8 protein-coding genes are annotated in these 19,005 nt (G+C 42.6%); 3 read left to right on the top strand and 5 right to left on the bottom strand.

Translation table 11 applies throughout. The features are described 5' to 3' along the window. Window positions 1-310 precede the first annotated feature (310 nt). Together H6G05_RS19080 and H6G05_RS19075 are read left to right on the top strand one after the other, a co-directional pair. A complete protein-coding gene (locus tag H6G05_RS19080) occupies window positions 311-1,393 on the top strand; it encodes a hybrid sensor histidine kinase/response regulator (RefSeq protein ID WP_190580383.1) in 1,083 nt (360 codons plus the stop codon). A 130-nt stretch (window positions 1,394-1,523) separates the two neighbouring features. Beyond that, window positions 1,524-2,720, top strand: a complete 1,197-nt coding sequence (locus H6G05_RS19075) for a Coenzyme F420 hydrogenase/dehydrogenase, beta subunit C-terminal domain (protein ID WP_190580381.1) — start codon at window positions 1,524-1,526, stop codon at window positions 2,718-2,720. Between the two features lie 74 nt (window positions 2,721-2,794). On the opposite strand, the gene H6G05_RS19070 is transcribed toward H6G05_RS19075, so the two are convergent. After that, complete coding sequence (locus tag H6G05_RS19070; protein ID WP_199310651.1) at window positions 2,795-6,274, bottom strand: PAS domain S-box protein; 3,480 nt, start codon at window positions 6,272-6,274, stop codon at window positions 2,795-2,797. 419 nt (window positions 6,275-6,693) lie between these two features. Between H6G05_RS19070 and H6G05_RS19065 the strand changes: the two genes are divergently transcribed. Next, a complete protein-coding gene (locus tag H6G05_RS19065) occupies window positions 6,694-7,317 on the top strand; it encodes a cysteine hydrolase family protein (protein WP_190580379.1) in 624 nt (207 codons plus the stop codon). On the opposite strand, the gene H6G05_RS19060 is transcribed toward H6G05_RS19065, so the two are convergent. From H6G05_RS19060 to H6G05_RS19045, 4 genes are all read right to left on the bottom strand, one after another. Continuing rightward, window positions 7,300-7,446 (bottom strand): hypothetical protein, encoded by a 147-nt coding sequence (locus H6G05_RS19060; RefSeq protein ID WP_190580377.1) that lies wholly within the window; start codon window positions 7,444-7,446, stop codon window positions 7,300-7,302. The genes H6G05_RS19065 and H6G05_RS19060 overlap by 18 nt on opposite strands. A 26-nt stretch (window positions 7,447-7,472) precedes the next feature. Beyond that, window positions 7,473-11,411 carry a PAS domain S-box protein gene (locus H6G05_RS19055; protein WP_190580375.1) on the bottom strand — a complete coding sequence of 1,313 codons (3,939 nt, stop codon included), beginning with the start codon at window positions 11,409-11,411 and terminating at the stop codon, window positions 7,473-7,475. A 693-nt stretch (window positions 11,412-12,104) separates the two neighbouring features. Further along, entirely contained in the window at window positions 12,105-15,140 is a 3,036-nt protein-coding gene (locus H6G05_RS19050) for a response regulator (RefSeq protein ID WP_190580374.1), read from the bottom strand. A 231-nt stretch (window positions 15,141-15,371) separates the two neighbouring features. After that, window positions 15,372-18,833, bottom strand: coding sequence for a PAS domain S-box protein (locus tag H6G05_RS19045; protein WP_190580372.1), 3,462 nt, complete (start codon window positions 18,831-18,833; stop codon window positions 15,372-15,374). Window positions 18,834-19,005 lie beyond the last annotated feature (172 nt).

Raw genomic sequence — 19,005 nt, 5'->3', positions numbered from 1 at the left:
CTAGGGGTGAGGGCTTGAAACTTTAGTGTGTCAGGTATATTAACGCCTTAATTTTGAGGTTTAAGTTTCCTAAGGAATGAAAATTAATTAAAACCAAAATTTGTTGTGGCGGGCTTCGCCCGCCACAACAAATTTTGGTTTTAATTGCACAAGTTAATTAATTTTTATTCCTAAGCAAACTTACTACCCTTTGCGCTCAATCCCAAACCATAATAATTTTTATAAAAATTATTATGGTTCGTTTACTCGGAAATTAGTTGATCAGCTATAACGCTAAATGGGTAATATGTGAATAAAAACGCACAAAAGCATGACATGTATATTAGTCATCGAAGATGAAGACTTAATTCGAGAATCTTTAGAAGACCTTCTCTCATTAGAAGGATTTGAAGTAATTACTGCGGAAAATGGTGAAAGAGGCGTAAATCTGGCAAGCCAAAAGCATCCTGACTTAATCCTTTGTGACGTAATGATGCCAATCCTCAACGGTTATGAAGTCCTCGAACAATTGCGCCAAAACAAAGCATTAAGTACAGTCCCTTTTCTTTTTTTGACCTCGATGATGGATCGACGCAGTACTCGCAAAGGTATGGCGTTAGGCGCTGATGACTATTTAGAGAAACCCTGTACAAAGGATGAATTGCTAGAAGCGATCGCTGTACATCTAGGTAAGCAAAAGGCAATCGACCAACGCATTGAGGAAAAAATGGAAGCATTGCGAACTAGCATTACCCTATCTCTGCCCCATGAGTTGCAAACTCCGCTCTCAGGGATTATGGGGCTGTCAGAATTGATGATGATGCAAAGTGAAGAGCTACTTCCCTATGAAGTTTATGAATATGCGGATGGCGTTCATAAGTCGGCGAAGCGTCTCTATCGCCTGATCCAAAACTATCTGCTTTATAGCCGATTAATGGTAATGCGATCGCAAGGTCAAACCCGATTTAATTCGACCTATCCCTGCGATAGCCAAATGATTATTAGCAATTTGGGCGATCTCAAGGCAAGATCATGCGATCGCCTAGATGACCTAGAACTAAATCTAGCCGCAATTAATCTTGCAGTTTCGTCAGAAGATTTAACTAAAATCAGTGAAGAGTTAATCGATAATGCCTTCAAATATTCTCCACAAGGTAGCAAGATAGTTATCAGCAGTCAGATGACTGACAGTGAATGGGTATTTACGATCCAAGATCATGGACGGGGCATGAATGATCAGCAAATTGCCAACATTGGTGCATTTATCCAATTTGAGCGCCAATTTTATGAGCAGCAAGGTATGGGGCTAGGTTTGTCTCTTGCCAAGACTTTAGTTGAGTTTTATGGCGGAAAGATCGACATACAAAGTCAAGAAAATGTAGGTACAAATCTTTGTATCTCAATTCCTTTTTAAAGCTTAGACAGAGGGGGGCGCTTTGCGCCCCCTCTGTCTAAGCTAAGAAGAACGCTTTGCGTTCTCAGATATCTTCAACAACCCAAAAAAGCTATGATCTAGCTAGCTCTTTATAGTCAGAAATAGCAAAATGTCGGTTGTCCCATCCCATCGCAAAGCCAAAGCTCTTGCGGATACACAGCGTCGCCCTGCTAAAGAATTATGCAGTGAGTGTGGTCTCTGTGATACCTATTACATTCATTACGTCAAAGATGCTTGTGCATTTATCACGCAGCATATCGATGAACTCGAAACTCAGTCCCACGGTCGATCGCGTGATCTCGATAACGAAAAAGAACTTTATTTCGGTGTGCATCAAGAAATGATCGCCGCCCGCAAAACTGAACCCATAGAGGGGGCGCAATGGACAGGAATTGTGTCCACTTTAGCGATCGAGATGCTCGAAAAAGGGCTAGTCGAAGGTGTGGTATGTGTGCAATCAAGCAAAGACGATCGCTTTAAACCACAGCCTGTAATTGCCCGAAATCGTGAGGAAATTCTTGCCGCACGGGTTAATAAACCGACTCTTTCACCCAATCTCTCAGTATTAGAACAGATTGAGCAGTCGGGAATTAAAAGATTATTGGCGATCGGTGTCGGCTGCCAAATTCAAGCGCTGCGAACTGTCGAGAAAGAACTGGGCTTAGAAAAGCTGTATGTATTGGGGACACCCTGTACAGATAATGTCACAAGAGACGGCTTACAGAAATTTCTGGACACCACCAGTCGATCGCCTGAAACGGTAGTGCATTACGAATTCATGCAGGACTTTAATGTACATTTCAAGCATTCGGACGGTTCGACGGAGTTAGTACCTTTCTTTGGCTTAAATACTAAGGAACTCAAGGATGTATTTGCGCCATCCTGCATGACTTGCTTTGACTACACCAATGCCCTCGCGGATATTGTCGTGGGCTATATGGGTGCAACCTTTGGCTGGCAATGGATCGTAGTACGAAATGAGACTGGCAAAGAGATGCTGGAGTTAATCAAGGATCAATTGCAGACTCAGCCTGTGATCTCTGGAGGCGATCGCCGTGCAGCTGTTCAACAGGGTATTTCGGCATACGATCAAGCGGTAACATTACCAATTTGGCTAGCTTGGATCATTAGCTTTGTAGTGAATAAAATTGGGCCAAAAGGTTTGGAATATGGGCGCTTTTCCATCGATTCCCACTTTGTCCGCAATTACCTCTACGTGCGCCGCAACTATCCCAAAAAACTAGAAGCCCACGTCCCTGAATTTGCCAAACGAATTATCGCTCAGTACCAATTACCAAAAGTGTAATTTTATAGCTATAGCTACAAACCAAAATAGTGTAAGGCGGCGCTTCGCGCCGCCTTACACTATTTTGGAATCGCTTATTTCACGGAGCCTAAAACTTGCTGAATTAAGAGATTAAGTTGTTTGAGCTTGATGGGTTTAGAGAGATAGTCATTCGCTCCTGCGGCTAGACATCGATCGCGATCGCCTTCCATTGCCAAAGCCGTTAAGGCGATAATCGGAATATTAACTAAATTGGGATCGAGACGAATTTGTTTAATTGCCTCTAATCCATCAATAACTGGCATCTGGATATCCATCAAAATCAAATCGGGCTGCTCTGCTTTAGCAAAATTGATCGCCTGTTGTCCATCAGTTGCCAATAAAATGCGGTAGCCCTTAGCTTCGAGGTAACTGGAGAATGTAGCAATATTAGCCTCGTTATCTTCGGCAAGCAAAATTAAGGGTGAAATTAGTCCTTCAGTTTGGCTTTGACCGATCTGAGACTCTCCTGACAAGTCATGCTCAGTTTGTTCTTCGATTGCTGGATCGCCGATATTAATGGGAAGATTAATCGCAAAGCAACTACCGACTCCCACCTCGCTTGTCAGTTCTATGGTTCCTCCATGAAGTTCTACAAGTCTTTTGACTAAAGCCAACCCCAATCCCGTGCCAGTATATTGACGGTTCAGAGCACTATCGATTTGGATAAAGGGTTGGAACAGTTTCTGGATGTTCTCTGCCGAGATGCCTATTCCAGTATCAATCACGGCTATCTTTATGTAATTTAGAGGCGTTAGATTAGTTGTACTACTTTCAAGTTGAACTTGCGATACTTCTAACGTGATAGTCCCTCCTTCTAGAGTGAATTTAACGGCATTATTTAGTAGATTGATTAAGACTTGTCGAATCCGCCTTTCATCTAGCATTATTTCTGGCAAATTCTTAGGAATTCTAGGTATTAATTGAATTCGCTTGGTTAATGCTTGCTGCTTGATAAATGCTAAGCTCGAATTGCAGAGGCTGTTGATATCTGTCGCTGTTAGCTCTAGCGTGACTTGTCCAGACTCAATTTTGGCAACATCGAGAATGTCATTAATCAATGTTAAAAGATGCGTACTGCTAATCTCAATGGTTTGCAGTACTTGAATTTGGCGCTCATTAATACGGCCAAATATTCCTTCCTGTAGCCCCTCATTCATTCCCAAAATTGAATTGAGGGGTGTTCGCAGTTCATGGCTCATATTGGCGAGAAATTCGTCTTTGAGTCTGGTTGCACGCTTCAGTTCTTCGTTAGCTAGCTGCAATTTTGTTTCAGATTGTTTGCGATCGCTAACATCAAAGTTAACCCCAATCATACTTTCAGCATTACCTTGACTATCTCGTTTAACCTTTCCATAGGCTTTAATGAAGTGAATACTTTGATCGGGATGAATGACTCGAAACTCATAATCGAATTCTAATTGTCCTAATATGGCTTGTTGGAGTATAGTCTCAGTAGTGTGAAGATCATCGGGATGTACTGCGTTTGCCCAGACTTCATAAGGCATATGGGAGTTAGTTTCTTTTAAGTATCCATACAGTTCATACATCCGATCATCCCAAACAAGAATGTTCTGTTGAATATCCCATTCCCAACAGCCGATCGCTCCAGAATTAAGTGCCAAGGCTAGGCGATCGCTTACTTTCTGTAGTTCCAATTCGGCTTGTTTGCGATCGCTAATATCAGTTAACGTTCCGATGTAGCCAGTGACTTCCCCGCTATCATTGAATTCTTTGACAAGTTGAGAAAAATACCAGTTAATAGTGCCATCTGGGCGAAGATGTCTGCCTTCCCCAGTCAACATAAATTGACGAGATGAAGGCGAGAAGAACTCATGTTCTGTCAAGCCTCTGATCATATCTCGCTCATCGGGATGCACTGCGTCGAGCCATCCTCTCCCCATTGCTGATGCGACGGATCTTCCTGTCATTTCGCTCCAACGTTCGTTGACGTAGATACAGTCTAATGGGCTAAGATCGAAGCGAGTAATGGCAACAGGAGAAGTAGAGACCAACATTGAGAAAAGACGTTCGCTTTCTTTTAAGGCTTTTTCAGCTTGTTTGCGATCGCTAATATCTTTTCTGACACTTAAAAAGCCAATCGTTTTCCCATTATCGTCATTAAGGGGTGTCACCGATAGCTCTACAGAAAAGCGCGATCCATCTTTACGAATATGCGTCCATTCATCACTAAGAAGCCCTTGATTCGCCATAGATAAGAATGAACTAAACCCCCAAGTATTTTTTTCTCCTTCGGTTGAAATATCAGAAGCCCTATTGATAAGTTCTTGATGATCGAAGAAGATTTCGGGCGTGATCTTACCGATAACTTCTTCTGTGCTATAACCCAACATTTTTTCCGCACCAGCATTAAAGGTCTGAATAATGCCATTTAAGTCAGTGGAGATAATCGCGTAATCCGTACCATCAAGAATTGCTCGTTGCAGTTTATTGACTTGCCATAGCTCTTGAGTTCTCTCTTGAACTGTTAACTCTAATGATTGATTGATTTTTTGTAGCGCTTTCTCTGCTTCCGTTAAAAATACGGTTCTTTCATGAACCTGACGTTCTAATTCAATATTGCGATGTTTTAGCAGAGTTACTTTTTCTGATTCTAGTTGTTCTACTTTTGCTTCTAAAATCTTGGCTAAATTATAGATTTCGGTCGGATTTAAGGCTTGGAGCAAACTGGTCTGAGTAACGATTCCTAATAGCTCGCCAAATTCACCTGTCACCGCCAAGCGTCGAATCAACCGTTGCTCCATAATTTGCTGCACCGTCAACAGGTTATCCTCTGGCTTGACCGCAAAAATCGGCGTACTCATCACCGTATACGCGATACAGGTATCAAGGTTTAAGCCTAGAGCTTGAAACTGCACAACATCTCGCTCGGTCACTATGCCCACAGGAATCTGTAGGGAGGTATCAGTAATGCATGTCTCAACAATCATCACCGAACTAATTTTCTGCTCTGCCATCATTTGCGCGATCGCCAACATCGAGCTATCAGAGGCAGCACACACTACATTAGGAGTCATCACCTCCGACACCAATCGCAGCCGCATCAGATCAATGGGGCGAGAAATTTGGCGTAAACTTTCGTGAGTTACCATTCCCACGAGGAGATCTTGCTCATCGAGAAGTGGCAAATGGCGAATGTGGTATTGCTGGAGTAGATTGACTGCTAAAAACAAATCTGTAAGGTCAGATTCGCGCAATGTAACCACAGGATGTGCCATCACCTCACGCACTAATAGACGATTGAGGTTTTGCTGTTGAGCGCTGAGGCGTACCACATCGCGCTCAGTTATTACACCGATCAACTTTTCATCTTCTAATACCAAGACACAGCTAGATCTTGCCTCTTGCTGAAATTGTTGCAGATGATTGTCGCTATGATTTTCCGCATCACATTGCGATCGCCCACTACTCATTAAGGCGATCGCCTCCATGACAGTTGCATCGGCAGACACCACTAAGGGTTCACGAATAATAGCTGATTGCAACTCTAGTAATGTAAGTGCTGATGTAATCACAAATTTTTGCAGATAAATATATTGGCTCAATAAGCGTTTTGGGGAGGTGTTCTAGGGCAAATGCTTGAAGCTCAATGGTTTTAGCCTCGGAGGACTTTGATCTCTGAAACACCCATCATTAAATACATTGAGCCGTTTATCAAAGTTGAATTCCCCGAAGTACCTATACAGTTTTTTATTTTAGAACTAAACATAGTGATTTAGACAAATTCAGATAAAATCCTGATTGATATACTTCATAAACTGGGTAAGATAATCTACCTTTCTTAAAGTCTGTATATAGCAATGCAAGAGATAGCTAGGACAAATCAAAACCCAAAAGATGAGTGGCGGCGCTTCGCGCCGCCACTCATCTTTTGGGTTTTATGTCCTAAGCAAAACTTACATTGCTATACAACATTTTTTGTCTAGAAGTATATATGGATACGCACAATACAGCCTTACTGCTGATCGGTTTTCAAAATGACTATTTTGCTCCTAACGGAATTCTGCATGGCATAGTTGAAGAGTCTTCTAAAGTTACGAATGCATTATCTAATACAATTCATCTCTTAGATTGTTTGGAACCCACTTCAGTATTGATTGTAGAAACACCGATCTTCTTTACGTCTAGTTATGAAGAAATAGTTGAACCAATTGGTATTCTCAAAACAATTAAAGAGGTGGGGGCGTTTCAAGAAGGAACGGAAGGATCGAAAACTATTGAAGAATTGAATCCATTTAAACATCGGATTTTGCGTGTCCCAGGGAAACGTGGTTTTAACGCCTTTGTTAATACCAATCTAAACGAAATCCTGCAACAACATGCGATCAAAAATATCGTTTTGGCGGGAACTGTTACCTCAGTTTGTATCGATTCCACGGGACGTTCCGCGCATGAACAAGGATATCAGGTTACAATTCTCTCCGATTGCACCTCCGCAAGAACTGCATTTGAGCAGTCATTCTATTGCGAAAATATTTTTCCTCTGTATGCTAATGTCGTCACTCACACTGAGCTTTTGAGCCAGCTTGCACTTAGCCGATTAACCCTGATGAAATGACAAATGATCGGGTGTAACCTGTCCAATAAGCTCTCCGACAGTTGCACCAGCATTAACGATCAACGGCTCACGAATAATTGCTGACTTTAGTTCAGATAATTTAGATGATTTGGTTGTGGCTGTATCCACATGCTTCCTCTAATCAAAATTCAAAGTTAAAGCGACGATAAAAGTTGTTGAATTACAGTTGCAAGTTGCTTGAGTTTGATCGGTTTACTGAGATATTCGTTAGCTCCTGCTGCCAGACATCGATCGCGATCGCCTTCCATCGCCAGAGCAGTTAGGGCAATGATGGGAGTATTAATTAAGTTAGGATCGCGACGAATTTGCTTGGTTGCTTCCAGCCCATCCATAATTGGCATTTGCACATCCATGAGAATGATATCTGGGGAATTTTCTTTCGCTAAGGTAACTGCTTCTTCTCCATTTTTGGCGACGATGACACGGTAATTAATGGCGTTTAGATAAGAGATGAAGGTTTGGATATTTGCTTCATTATCTTCGGCGAGTAAAATAAGTGGCGCGATCGCATTTTCAGGCTGTACGTCCCGTGGGAGCGAATCTTGTAAATCTGTGGAAATTGGTTTAGATTTGGAAGCGATAGGCTGAGACGGAACATAGGGCAGCGCAAATGTGAAGCAACTACCTTTGCCAACTTCACTCTCCGCCGTGACTTGACCACCATGCAGTTCGACAATTTGCTTGACTAGGGCAAGTCCTAAGCCCGTGCCTTCGTACTGGCGGTTGAGGGCGCTATCTATCTGTACAAATGGCTGGAAGAGTCGTTGTAAATCGTTGGGGGTAATACCAATGCCAGTATCAACAATTTGAAATACAATCATCGGCGAACTCATATCTCTAAGTCGTTGGGAAATTGTCGCTTCTCCCTGCCATGTATGACCGCTACCGACGGCTAGGAGCAGAGTGATCCTTCCTTCATTTGGAGTAAATTTGACAGCATTTGTCAGCAGGTTTATCAATACTTGCTTGATACGACGTTCATCAATATTGATGTTGATGTTATCTATAAGTGGAGGAATAGAGCTATGGATTTGGATTCTCTTGTTAAATGCTTGCTGCTTGATGAAGACTAGACTAGAACTACAGAGATTTATGACTGACACTGATTCAATGTCTAGTTCGATCATCCCTGCTGAGATTTTTGATAGATCGAGAACATCATTAATCAGGGATAGCAGATGTTCGCCGCTTGACTCGACTGTAGCGATCGCCTTTAATTGTGTTTCGTTCAGTGAGCCTAAAATCTCCTCTTGAAGAGATTCTGATATTCCTAAGATAGAATTTAGCGGTGTACGGAGTTCGTGGCTCATATTAGCGAGAAATTCATCCTTGAGTTTGGTGGCGCGGAGAAGTTCCTCGTTAATATGTTTTAGTTGGGCTTCAGCTTGTTTGCGAGCGCTTAGATCGGTATGTGTACCCATCATTCGCAATGCATGACCATTGACATCCCACTCAAACACTCTGCCACGGGCTAAGATCCATTTATAGCTACCATCTTTACATCGTAGCCGATGCTCGTTTTCGTAAAAGAGAGTTTCCCTATTGAGGCATTTATTGATATCCTCGTAGGATTGAGCAATATCGTCAGGGTGGACGAGATTTTCCCATGACTCAAATCTATTCTCAATTTCATCATCCGCATATCCCAGCAAGGCTTTCCATTGCTGGGAGAAGAAGACCTCATTGGTTTGAGCATTCCAGTCCCAAATGCCATCACCAACGCTTTCTAAGGCAAATTGCCAACGTTGATCACTTGCTCTCAAGACTGCTTCGGCATTTTTGCGATCGCTAATATCTAGAATCACACAGATGGTTTCATTATCCGTACCATGCAATAAAGCTGCTCCAATGATGATAGGGATACGACTACCATCTTTGCGATAATATTCCTTTTCCCAAGGATCAATTTGACGATATTTGATCAAATCTTCCATACAAGCATAGTCTTTCTCTAGGTATTCAGGAGGAGTCATCGCCATCCAATCAATCGCCCCAGTTTGGAAATCTTCTCTGGTATAGCCAAGCATCTCTAAAAAACGATCATTGGCATCGGTAATATGTCCTTGAAAATCAGCAAAGAGCATACCAACGACGCTAGAATCAAACATTCGCCGAAAACGGTCTTCACTACGTTGCAAGGCAATTTCTGCTCGTTTGCGATCGCTAATATCCTGAAAAGTTCCCATCACTCCGATTACATTCCCATCTGCATTTCGCAAAGGGATTTTATTGGTCTGTAACCATTGCTGTTCGCCAGATGGCATAGTAATCGGTTCTTCAATATTTAGTTTCGCTATGCCAGATTCCATAACCAGTTGATCGTCAACAATATAATTTAGAGCTTCATCTTGGTTACAGCAAACCTCAAAAGTACTTTTACCAATCAACTCTGAGGGGGAATTCACCCCATATATCGTGGCAAATAGTTGGTTACATCCTAAAAGAATTGCTTTGCGATCTTTCCAAAATACAGCCAATGGGAAAGAGTCAAGGACAGTTTGTAATAGTTGATTAACTTGCCCTAGTTCTTGGGTTCGTTCTGCGACTTTTGTTTCGAGGGACTGATTAAGTTGTTGTAGCGTTTGCTCGGCGCGTTTGCGATCGCTGATATCACGAACTATCCATAACAGTTGAACATTATTCGAGTCAGAACTAATATTTTTAGTTGCGACAATTTCGGCAGGGAAAGGTTTGCCCCGACAAGGAGCAATGATAAGTTCCCAAGTTACTTCTAACTTGTTTTGAGATAATAGAGCCGTAAATTGGTTATAGAAAAGTTCCACATGATCAGAGTCAATAAAGCTAGAAAAGAGTTTCCCTAAAATAGACTCATGGCTAATGGCAAGCAGATCTAAGATTGCTTGATTTGCTTCTCCTATTCGACCTGTTATATCTGTCACCAGATAACCATCAGGCGCAAAGTTAAATAAGTTTTGGTAGCGGATCTGTTCGTATTCTAGTTGTCGATGCTGCGCGATCAAGTCTTCCGTAGTGACCCTCAATTCTTCCACACTACATTCCAAGTCCGCACTTGTTATCTCTAACAAATTATTGCGTTCTTCTAGCTCTGCTTGGTGCTCTAAGAGTGATAACTCAACTCGTTTGCGTTCTGTCAACTCGGTTTGAACTTGTTGATAGGCGATCGCTTGTTTAATGCCGATTGCCAACTGCACTGATAACTGCTGAAGTAGCTGGATATCTGACTCTTGCCAAATCCTTGGAGCTGAGCATTGATGCAAAATTAGCAAACCCCATAAAGTAGTTTGCTGTTCTACACTTGGTAAGAGGATCGGTACTACCAGATTGGCGCGTACTTGAAACCTTTCCAGCAGTTTAATATGGCAATCTGTCAAATTAGCAGCATAAATATCATTGGCAACAAAAAACATGCCCTCACGATATGCGCCACCAAGATTTTCAAGAAAGCAAGTATCTTCGACCTGCATATTTAAGCAGGGCAGCCAAGGGGAGACAATATCTTCGGCAACAATTGTGCCACTCATATCAGGGGTGAATTTATAAATAGTGGCGCGATCGGCATTTATAAATTGACGCACCTCTTTAACAATTGCATTCGAGATATCTTCTAAGTTCAGAGATTCGCGAATCCTCAGTGCGATTTCGGAGATTAATATTTGCTGTTGTTGCGATCGCCGTAATTGCTGACTTAACAAAGTTTCGCGAAGTACTTGCTTAACCGTAGTAGTGAGCGATTTCGCTGTAATGTCCCCTTTAACGAAATAGTCAGCCGCCCCCAATTTCATGGCATTTACAGCCATTTTTTCATTTCCCTGTCCTGTCAACATAATCACAGGAACTCGATCTCTGGCGTTATCTACATTAATTGCTTCTAGAAATTCTAAGCCATCGCCATCGGGCAAATTCAGATCGATCAGAACAATGTCAGGCTGCTGCGATCGCCACATTTCCAGCCCTTCTTCTAACATTTCTGTTTCGATAATGTTGTAAGTATTTTCTGAGTCTAATTGCAGATAACGCAAATAAGTGACGCGATCGCTTTCCGAATCATCGACAATCAACAAGGTAACAGTTTGCGAGAGTTGATTAGTCATTCACTACATCGATGCCTATTCCATTATTATCAATCATATAATTATGCTACGACACTTTTTACAAATTCACAAAATAGTAAGTAACTAGGCATAAGTAACCTTAAAACCCAGAATCCTCTCCCGCCCGATGCGCGGGCGGGAGAGGATTCTGGGTTTGGGTTTTAATTATATAGCTGCCGTCGATTGTGTTAGGACAAAAGCAAAACCCAAGAAGAGAATGGCGGCGCAAAGCGCCGCCATTCTCTTCTTGGGTTTTATGTTCTTATACACTTGGCGACAGCTATAATTAGCTATTTAGCTATTTTTTAAGCCTCAAAATTTTGCTAGGTTTGTTTTTTAACTGATGTTACGTGGAAGTTTCTAAGCCCCTCACCCCTAGCCCCTCGCCCTTTGGGCTAGGGGACAAGAATTTTCTGGATTTTGCTCCCCCTCTCCACTCTGGGAGACTACCGTGTACACACAAGTCACCAAGAACTCAAGTTCTTGGCTAAAAGCTAAAGTCATCTAAAGATGACTGACAATGACTGAACAAAATCAACCCGTTTTAACGGGTTTTAGCTCTTAGCCCGCACTTGAGTGCAGGGCGTTCTCGATGTGTGCAGACAAAATCTAGACTTGTGTGTACACTGTAGCTCTGGGAGAGGAGGCTGGGGGGTGAGGGCAATCCTCCTTACACGTAACATCAGTTTTAAGTCACAAAAGTTTTGATAAAATTTGCTGAATTGCGGAATTAAGTTGGTGGAGCTTGATGGGTTTAGCGAGATATTCATTGGCTCCTGCGGCTAGACATCTTTCGCGATCGCCTTCCATTGCTAGAGCCGTGAGCGCAATGATGGGAATGTTAACCAAGTTAGGATCGAGACGGATTTGCTTAGTTGCTTCTAGCCCATCCATAATAGGCATTTGAATATCCATGAGGATGATATCGGGCAGGTTGGCTTTGGCTTGGGCGATCGCTTCTAGACCATTGCGAGCGATGATGACGCGGTAATTGATGGCTGTCAGATAGCAACTGAAGGTTTGGATATTTGCTTCGTTGTCTTCTGCTAATAAAATAAGCGGTGCATTGTCTGGAGCTATTGCCAGTGATGATGAAGTGGTCGAAGTTAGGACAGGGGCGATCGCATTAGATTCTGACATTTCATAGGGTAGGGCGACGGTAAAGCGACTACCTTTTCCAACTTCGCTCTCAACCATGACCTGACCGCCATGCAGTTCCACAATTTGCTTAACTAGGGCTAGCCCTAAACCAGTGCCTTCGTACTGACGATTAAGGGCGCTATCGACCTGTACAAAGGGCTGAAAGAGCATTTGCAAATCCTTAGCAGAGATACCAATGCCCGTATCTACTACTTGAAATAGGATTATCGGTGAATTCATGTCTTGAAGTCGTTGGGGAATTGTTGCTTCTCCCTGCCATGTATCGCCGCTACCGATCGCAACAAAGAGATTGATTTTTCCTTCACAGGGAGTAAATTTGACGGCATTTGTGAGCAGATTAATCAATACTTGTTTGATGCGACGTTCATCGATATTGATGTTGTTTATATGAGCAGGAATATTGCTATGGATTTGGATTCTCTTGTTAAATGCTTGCTGTTTGACGAAGAGCAGACTGGTATCACAGAGATTTTGGACTGGGACTGATGCCATATCTAGGGTCATCATGCCTGATGAGATTTTTGATAGGTCGAGAATGTCATTGATCAGTGATAGCAGATGTTCGCCACTTGACTCGACTATAGAGAGCGCCTTTAATTGATTGTCGTTTATTGAACCCAAAATCTCGCCTTTAAGAGATTCTGATAGTCCCAAGATGGAATTTAGCGGTGTGCGTAGTTCGTGGCTCATGGTAGCGAGAAATTCGTCCTTGAGCTTGGTAGCACGGAGAAGTTCTTGATTAGCTAGTTTTAACTGACTTTCTGATTGTTTGCGATCGCTAATATCAAAGTTAACCCCAATCATACTTTGAGCCTTACCTTGCGCGTTCTTTTCAACCTTTCCATAGGCTTTGATGAAGTGAATACTGTGATCGGGATGAATGACTCGAAACTCACAGTCATAATCGGTAAGCCCTAAAACTGCTTCTTGGAGTAAAGTTTCAGTAGCTTTATGATCGTCGGGATGGATTGTGTTTGCCCAAGTCTCGTAAGCCATACGGGAATTAGTTGCTTCTGCACCTCCATACAGTTTATACATCTGAGCATCCCAAGCAAGAGAGTTCTGCTCAATATCCCATTCCCAATAGCCGATCGCTCCAGAACTGAGTGCCAAAGCTAGGCGATCGCTTATTATCTGTAGTTTCAATTCGGCTTGTTTGCGATCGCTAATATCCTGAAACGTCCCCACCACTCCTACCACATTCCCCGAAGCATCTCGTAGAGGAACTTTATTAGTCTGTATCCATTGCTGCTCACCAGATGTCAAGGTAATATGCTCTTCAATATTCAGTTTCCCTAAGCCAGTTTCCATCACCTGTCGATCGTCAGCAAGATAAGCAAGAGCTTCGTCTTCGGTACAGGCAAGATCAAAATCGCTTTTACCAATTGCTTCCAAGGGCGAGTTCTTTCCACTAGTTATGGCAAATAGTTGATTGCATCCTAAAAGAATAGATTGGCGATCTTTCCAAAATACAGACAATGGGATAGCATCAAGGACGGTTTGTAATAGTTGATTAACTTGCCATAGTTCTTGGGTGCGTTCTCTGACTTTTACTTCTAGAGATTGAGTGAGTTTTAGTAGTTCTTGCTCGGTGCGGTTGCGATCTGCTAATTCATTTTCAACTTTTTGATAGGCGATCGCTTGTTTAATAGAAATCGATAGCTGCACCGCTAGCTGTTGAATTAGCTGAACATCTGACTCTAGCCAAATTCTTGGAGACGAGCATTGATGCAAAATTAGCAGCCCCCATAAAATGCGTTTGTTCTCATTTGGCAACAGGATCGGCACTACCAGATTGGCGCGGACTTGAAATCTTTCGAGCAGTTGTAGATGACAGGCTGTCAAGTTAGCCGCATAAATATCATTAGCAACGAAAATTCTGCCCTCGCAATATGCATCACCAAGATTTCCGAGAAAGCAAGAATCGTTAACTTGCACATTTAAGCAAGACTGCCAAGGGGCGACGATATCTTCGGCAACCATATTGCCACTCATATCTGGGGTGAATTTATAGATAGCAGCGCGATCGGCTTTAATAAATTGACGCACCTCTTTAACAATGGCTCTTGAGATATCTTCTAAATTTAGAAATTCGCGAATCCGCAGTGCGATTTCGGAGGTTAATATTTGCTGTTGTTGCGATCGCGAAAGTTGACGACTTAGCTCAGATTCTCGCAATACATGATTAACCGTAATAGTGAGCAGTTTTGCCGTGATATCCCCTTTCACCAAGTAGTCAGCCGCCCCTAATTTCATGGCATTTACCGCCTTTTCTTCATTTCCCTGCCCCGTCAACATAATCACTGGAAAACGCTTTCCTGCATGATCAATATTTATAGCTTCTAGAAATTCCAAGCCATCGCCATATGGCAAGTTTAGATCGAGCAGTACAATATCAGGCGGCTGAGATCGGCATATTTCTAGCCCTGCTTCTAACGTTTCCGCTTCGATAATGTGATAGTTTTTCTCTACGTCTGATTGCAAATAACGTGAGTAAATTACGCGATCGCTTTCCGAGCCATCGACTATCAACAGGGTTATATTTGATTGCAAGAGTTGATCAGCCATAAGATGACTTGTATTTATTTCATAATTATTAACGCATCTTCTTTAATTATCTCACAAAAAATTTTTGTATCTCAATTTAAGCTTAAGAAACTATTTAAAAATCAAATAATACTTAGGATTTCGTTTAAAGATCTAGTTGTTTAGCCCCCTAAATCCCCCAATTCTGGGGGGACTTTGAAAGAATTTTATTTTCTTGTTCCCCCAGAATTGGGGGCTAGGGGGCGATTAAATCTATGTCAAAATTCGCTGAATTGCGGAATTAAGTTGACGGAACTTGATGGGTTTAGACAGATATTCATTGGCTCCCGCCGCTAGACATCTTTCGCGATCGCCTTCCATCGCAAGAGCCGTCAGGGCAATTATCGGAATTGCGGCAATTGATGCGTCAGCACGAATTAGAGCGATCGCTTCTAATCCATCCATGTCTGGCATTTGAATATCCATGAGAATGATGTCAGGGATTTCTGCTTTTGCCATAGCAACGGCTTCTTCTCCATTTCTGGCAGTCACTATGCGGTAGTTGATTGCGGTCAGATAAGAAGAGAAGGTTTGGATATTTGCCTCGTTATCTTCGGCGAGTAAAATCAGCGGCGCATTATCAGGATCTATGACCACTGGCGGTAAAGTTGTCGAAACTGTTGGGGATTCTGGAGCGCTAGAGTGGGACATTTCATAGGGTAGGGCAACTGAGAAACAGCTACCTTTGCCGACTTCACTCTCAGCCATGACCTGACCGCCATGTAGTTCGACAATCTGCTTGACTAGGGCTAGCCCTAAACCAGTGCCTTCGTACTGACGATTGAGACTGCTGCTAACTTGCACGAAGGGCTGAAAGAGTCGTTGTAGATCGTTGGCGGCAATACCAATGCCAGTATCTACGACTTGAAATACGATCATCGGTGAATTCATCAGTTTGATGCGCTGGGGAATTGTCGCCTCTCCTTGCCATGTATCGCCTCTACCAACTGCAACTAGAAGATTTACTTGCCCTTCACTGGGAGTGAATTTGACGGCATTGGTGAGCAGATTGATTAAAACCTGCCTGATGCGACGCTCTTCGACATTGATCTTGTTTATATTTTTAGGAATGTTGCTAGCAATTTGCACTTGCTTTTGAAATGCTTGCTGTTTGACAAAGACCAGACTAGAATCACAGAGATTTTTGACTAAGACTGATTCAACATTTAGTTCCATCATCCCTGATGAGATTTTTGATAGATCGAGAATGTCATTAATTAGGGAGAGAAGATGTTCGCCGCTTGACTCGACTGTACCGATCGCCTTTAATTGCTTTTCATTGAGTGAGCCTAAAACCTGCTCTCCCAGAACGTTAGACAGCCCTAAGATCGAATTTAGTGGGGTGCGGAGTTCGTGGCTCATGTTGGCAAGAAATTCATCCTTGAGCTTGGTAGCGCGAAGTAGTTCCTCGTTAATATGCTTTAGCTGGATTTCCGCTTGTTTGCGATCGCTAATATCGGTTAATGTGCCAATGTAGCCGATAAAATTACCATCTTCATCAATTTCAGGTAAGGCTTGGCAATAGTAGTAACTAATTGTTCCATCTGGTCTGATGGCTCTTCCCTCACCTTGATAAGGTGCTTGTTGAATGAGAACTTGAGTCCATTTCTGATGGATTTGCTCTTGATCATCGGGATGAATGGTCTCCAGCCATCCATAGCCTAGAGCGACATCGGCTTCTTGTCCTGTAATTTGAGTCCAAAATTCATTGACATAGGTACAGTTATTGTTTTGATCAATACGGAAAATTCCTACAGGAGCTGCTGCTGCCAAAGATACAAAACGCCGTTCGCTTGCTCTTAGCGCTTCTTCTGCTTGTTTTCGCTGAGTAATATCTTTCGCAATACCTAAGAAGCCTATAATTTGTTGGTTGTCATTCTTAAGAGCCGTGACTGATAACAATATAGGAAAGCGAGAACCATCTTTGCGGATATAAGTCCATTCTTGTTCACTAACAATACCTCGACGGGATTTGGCAATAAACACTTCAAACCCAGCAGGAATATCCTGCTCCAGTTCAGCAGAGAGAGATGCGGCTTTGTCAATTATCTCTTGGCGATCGTGGAGTATATCAGGTGTGATGCCAATCAGTTCTGAGGCACTATAACCCAGCATCCTTTCAACGGAATGATTACAAGTCTGAATGATGCCATCTAAGTCGGTGGAAATGATTGCGTAATTAGCACTTTCTAGGATAGCTAGTTGGAGACTGTTAACCTGTGCTAGTTCTTGGGTGCGTTCTAAGACTTTGGTTTCTAGCTCTTGATTGAGTTGCTGAAGTTCTTGTTCGGCACGTTTGCGATCGCTAATGTCATTAGCACAACCAATCAAATGGGTAATGTTGCCCTGTTCATCTTTGACCACAGAAAGTCGCAAGCTAATGTAGATGCGTTTTCCTGATTTAGAAAAGATAACAACTTCGGTTGCATGGCTACCCTTATCTAACAGAGGCACAATCACCTCTGCTCCTAGAGCTTCAGCATCTTCATACATAAAGGCTACATTCCGTCCTAACACCTCAGCCTCTGTATAGCCATAGAGTTTCTCTGCGCCAAGATTCCAACTGAGAATTGTGCCATTGAGATCGGTTGTCACCACACCATCATGAATCTCTTCTAAAACTTGGGATTGCAATTGTAGTTTTTTAGTCCGTTCCTGTACTTTCTCTTCCAGCGAGGAATTCAGGCTTTCCAGATTTTGATAGAGTTCGGCTTGATATAAGGAGATCGCTAAATGTATGGATAGCTGATGCAATAACTGAATATCTTCTTCTTGCCATTGGCGGGGAGCATCACATTGATGCACAATCAGCAAGCCCCACAGGGTATTCATACCATTAAGCAAGATGGGGGCGACGAGATTGGCACTTACCTGAAATCTTTCAAGGAGTTGAATATGGCATTCCGTCAGGTTAGCTTCATAAATATCATTCGCCGCAAAGACTTTACCCCTTTGATATTCCCCACCAAGATTTTCCTGAAAGCAAGTATCTTCAATTTGAGCACTTAAGCATGACTCCCAAGGTGAAATAACCGCCTCGGCAACAATTTTTCCACTCATATCGGGATTAAATCGGTAAATGATCGCCCGATCGGCAACTAAAAAGCTGCGTATTTCTTGGACAATCGTATTGGAGACAGCCTCAAATGTGTGCGCTCTCCGAATATGCAGCGCCATTGAGGCAATTACCGTTTGCTGCTTTTGCGATCGCAAAAGTTGCTGGATGAGTAAACTATTTTCTTGCACCTGAGCGATACAGGTTAAAAGCGAAACCGCTGTTACATCCCCTTTTACCAAATAGTCCGCCGCGCCCAATTTCATCGCTCGTACAGCTATTCGCTCATCTCCCGATCCCGTCAACATGATCACAGGCAATTTATTGATTAATTGCTCATTACCAATAGCTTCTAAAAATTCCAAGCCGTCGCCATCGGGCAGATTGATATCCAGTAATACAACATCTGGGTGCTGCGATCGCCACAATTCCAGCCCTTCTTCTAACGTTTCTGCCTCGATAATCCGATAAGAGCGCTCTGAGTCTGATTGCAAATAACGCAAGTAACTAACGCGATCGCTTTCCGAGTCGTCCACAATTAAAACATTGATCGCAGTCGTTACTTCAGCACAATCCAGTAACTGCGGCGCAGTTATAGATTGAGGTCGTAAATTGTCCATAGCTAGAAGCTCACTAATTGGAAACTAATGTTAATTTGAAGCCTAAGCAATTCGTTAAATTTTGATGAATCCATCAATATTCTCTAATTTGACCAACTTTCTGCCCCCAGATGTCTAATACCAAAACACAAAATGGCTACGCCATTTTGTGTTTCTAAAACCCTTACTGGAT

This window comes from Phormidium tenue FACHB-1050 (assembly GCF_014696925.1).
Taxonomy (GTDB): domain Bacteria; phylum Cyanobacteriota; class Cyanobacteriia; order Pseudanabaenales; family Pseudanabaenaceae; genus Pseudanabaena.
Note: the sequence above shows the minus strand (reverse complement) of the source record. Positions and strands in the feature narration are given on the sequence as shown.

Coding starts and splice junctions, on each gene's coding strand:
- H6G05_RS19075 (WP_190580381.1), top strand. CDS start 1,524: ATGTCGGTTGTCCCATCCCATCGCAAAGCCAAAGCTCTTGCGGATACA.
- H6G05_RS19065 (WP_190580379.1), top strand. CDS start 6,694: ATGGATACGCACAATACAGCCTTACTGCTGATCGGTTTTCAAAATGAC.
- H6G05_RS19045 (WP_190580372.1), bottom strand. CDS start 18,833: ATGGACAATTTACGACCTCAATCTATAACTGCGCCGCAGTTACTGGAT.
- H6G05_RS19050 (WP_190580374.1), bottom strand. CDS start 15,140: ATGGCTGATCAACTCTTGCAATCAAATATAACCCTGTTGATAGTCGAT.
- H6G05_RS19055 (WP_190580375.1), bottom strand. CDS start 11,411: ATGACTAATCAACTCTCGCAAACTGTTACCTTGTTGATTGTCGATGAT.
- H6G05_RS19080 (WP_190580383.1), top strand. CDS start 311: ATGACATGTATATTAGTCATCGAAGATGAAGACTTAATTCGAGAATCT.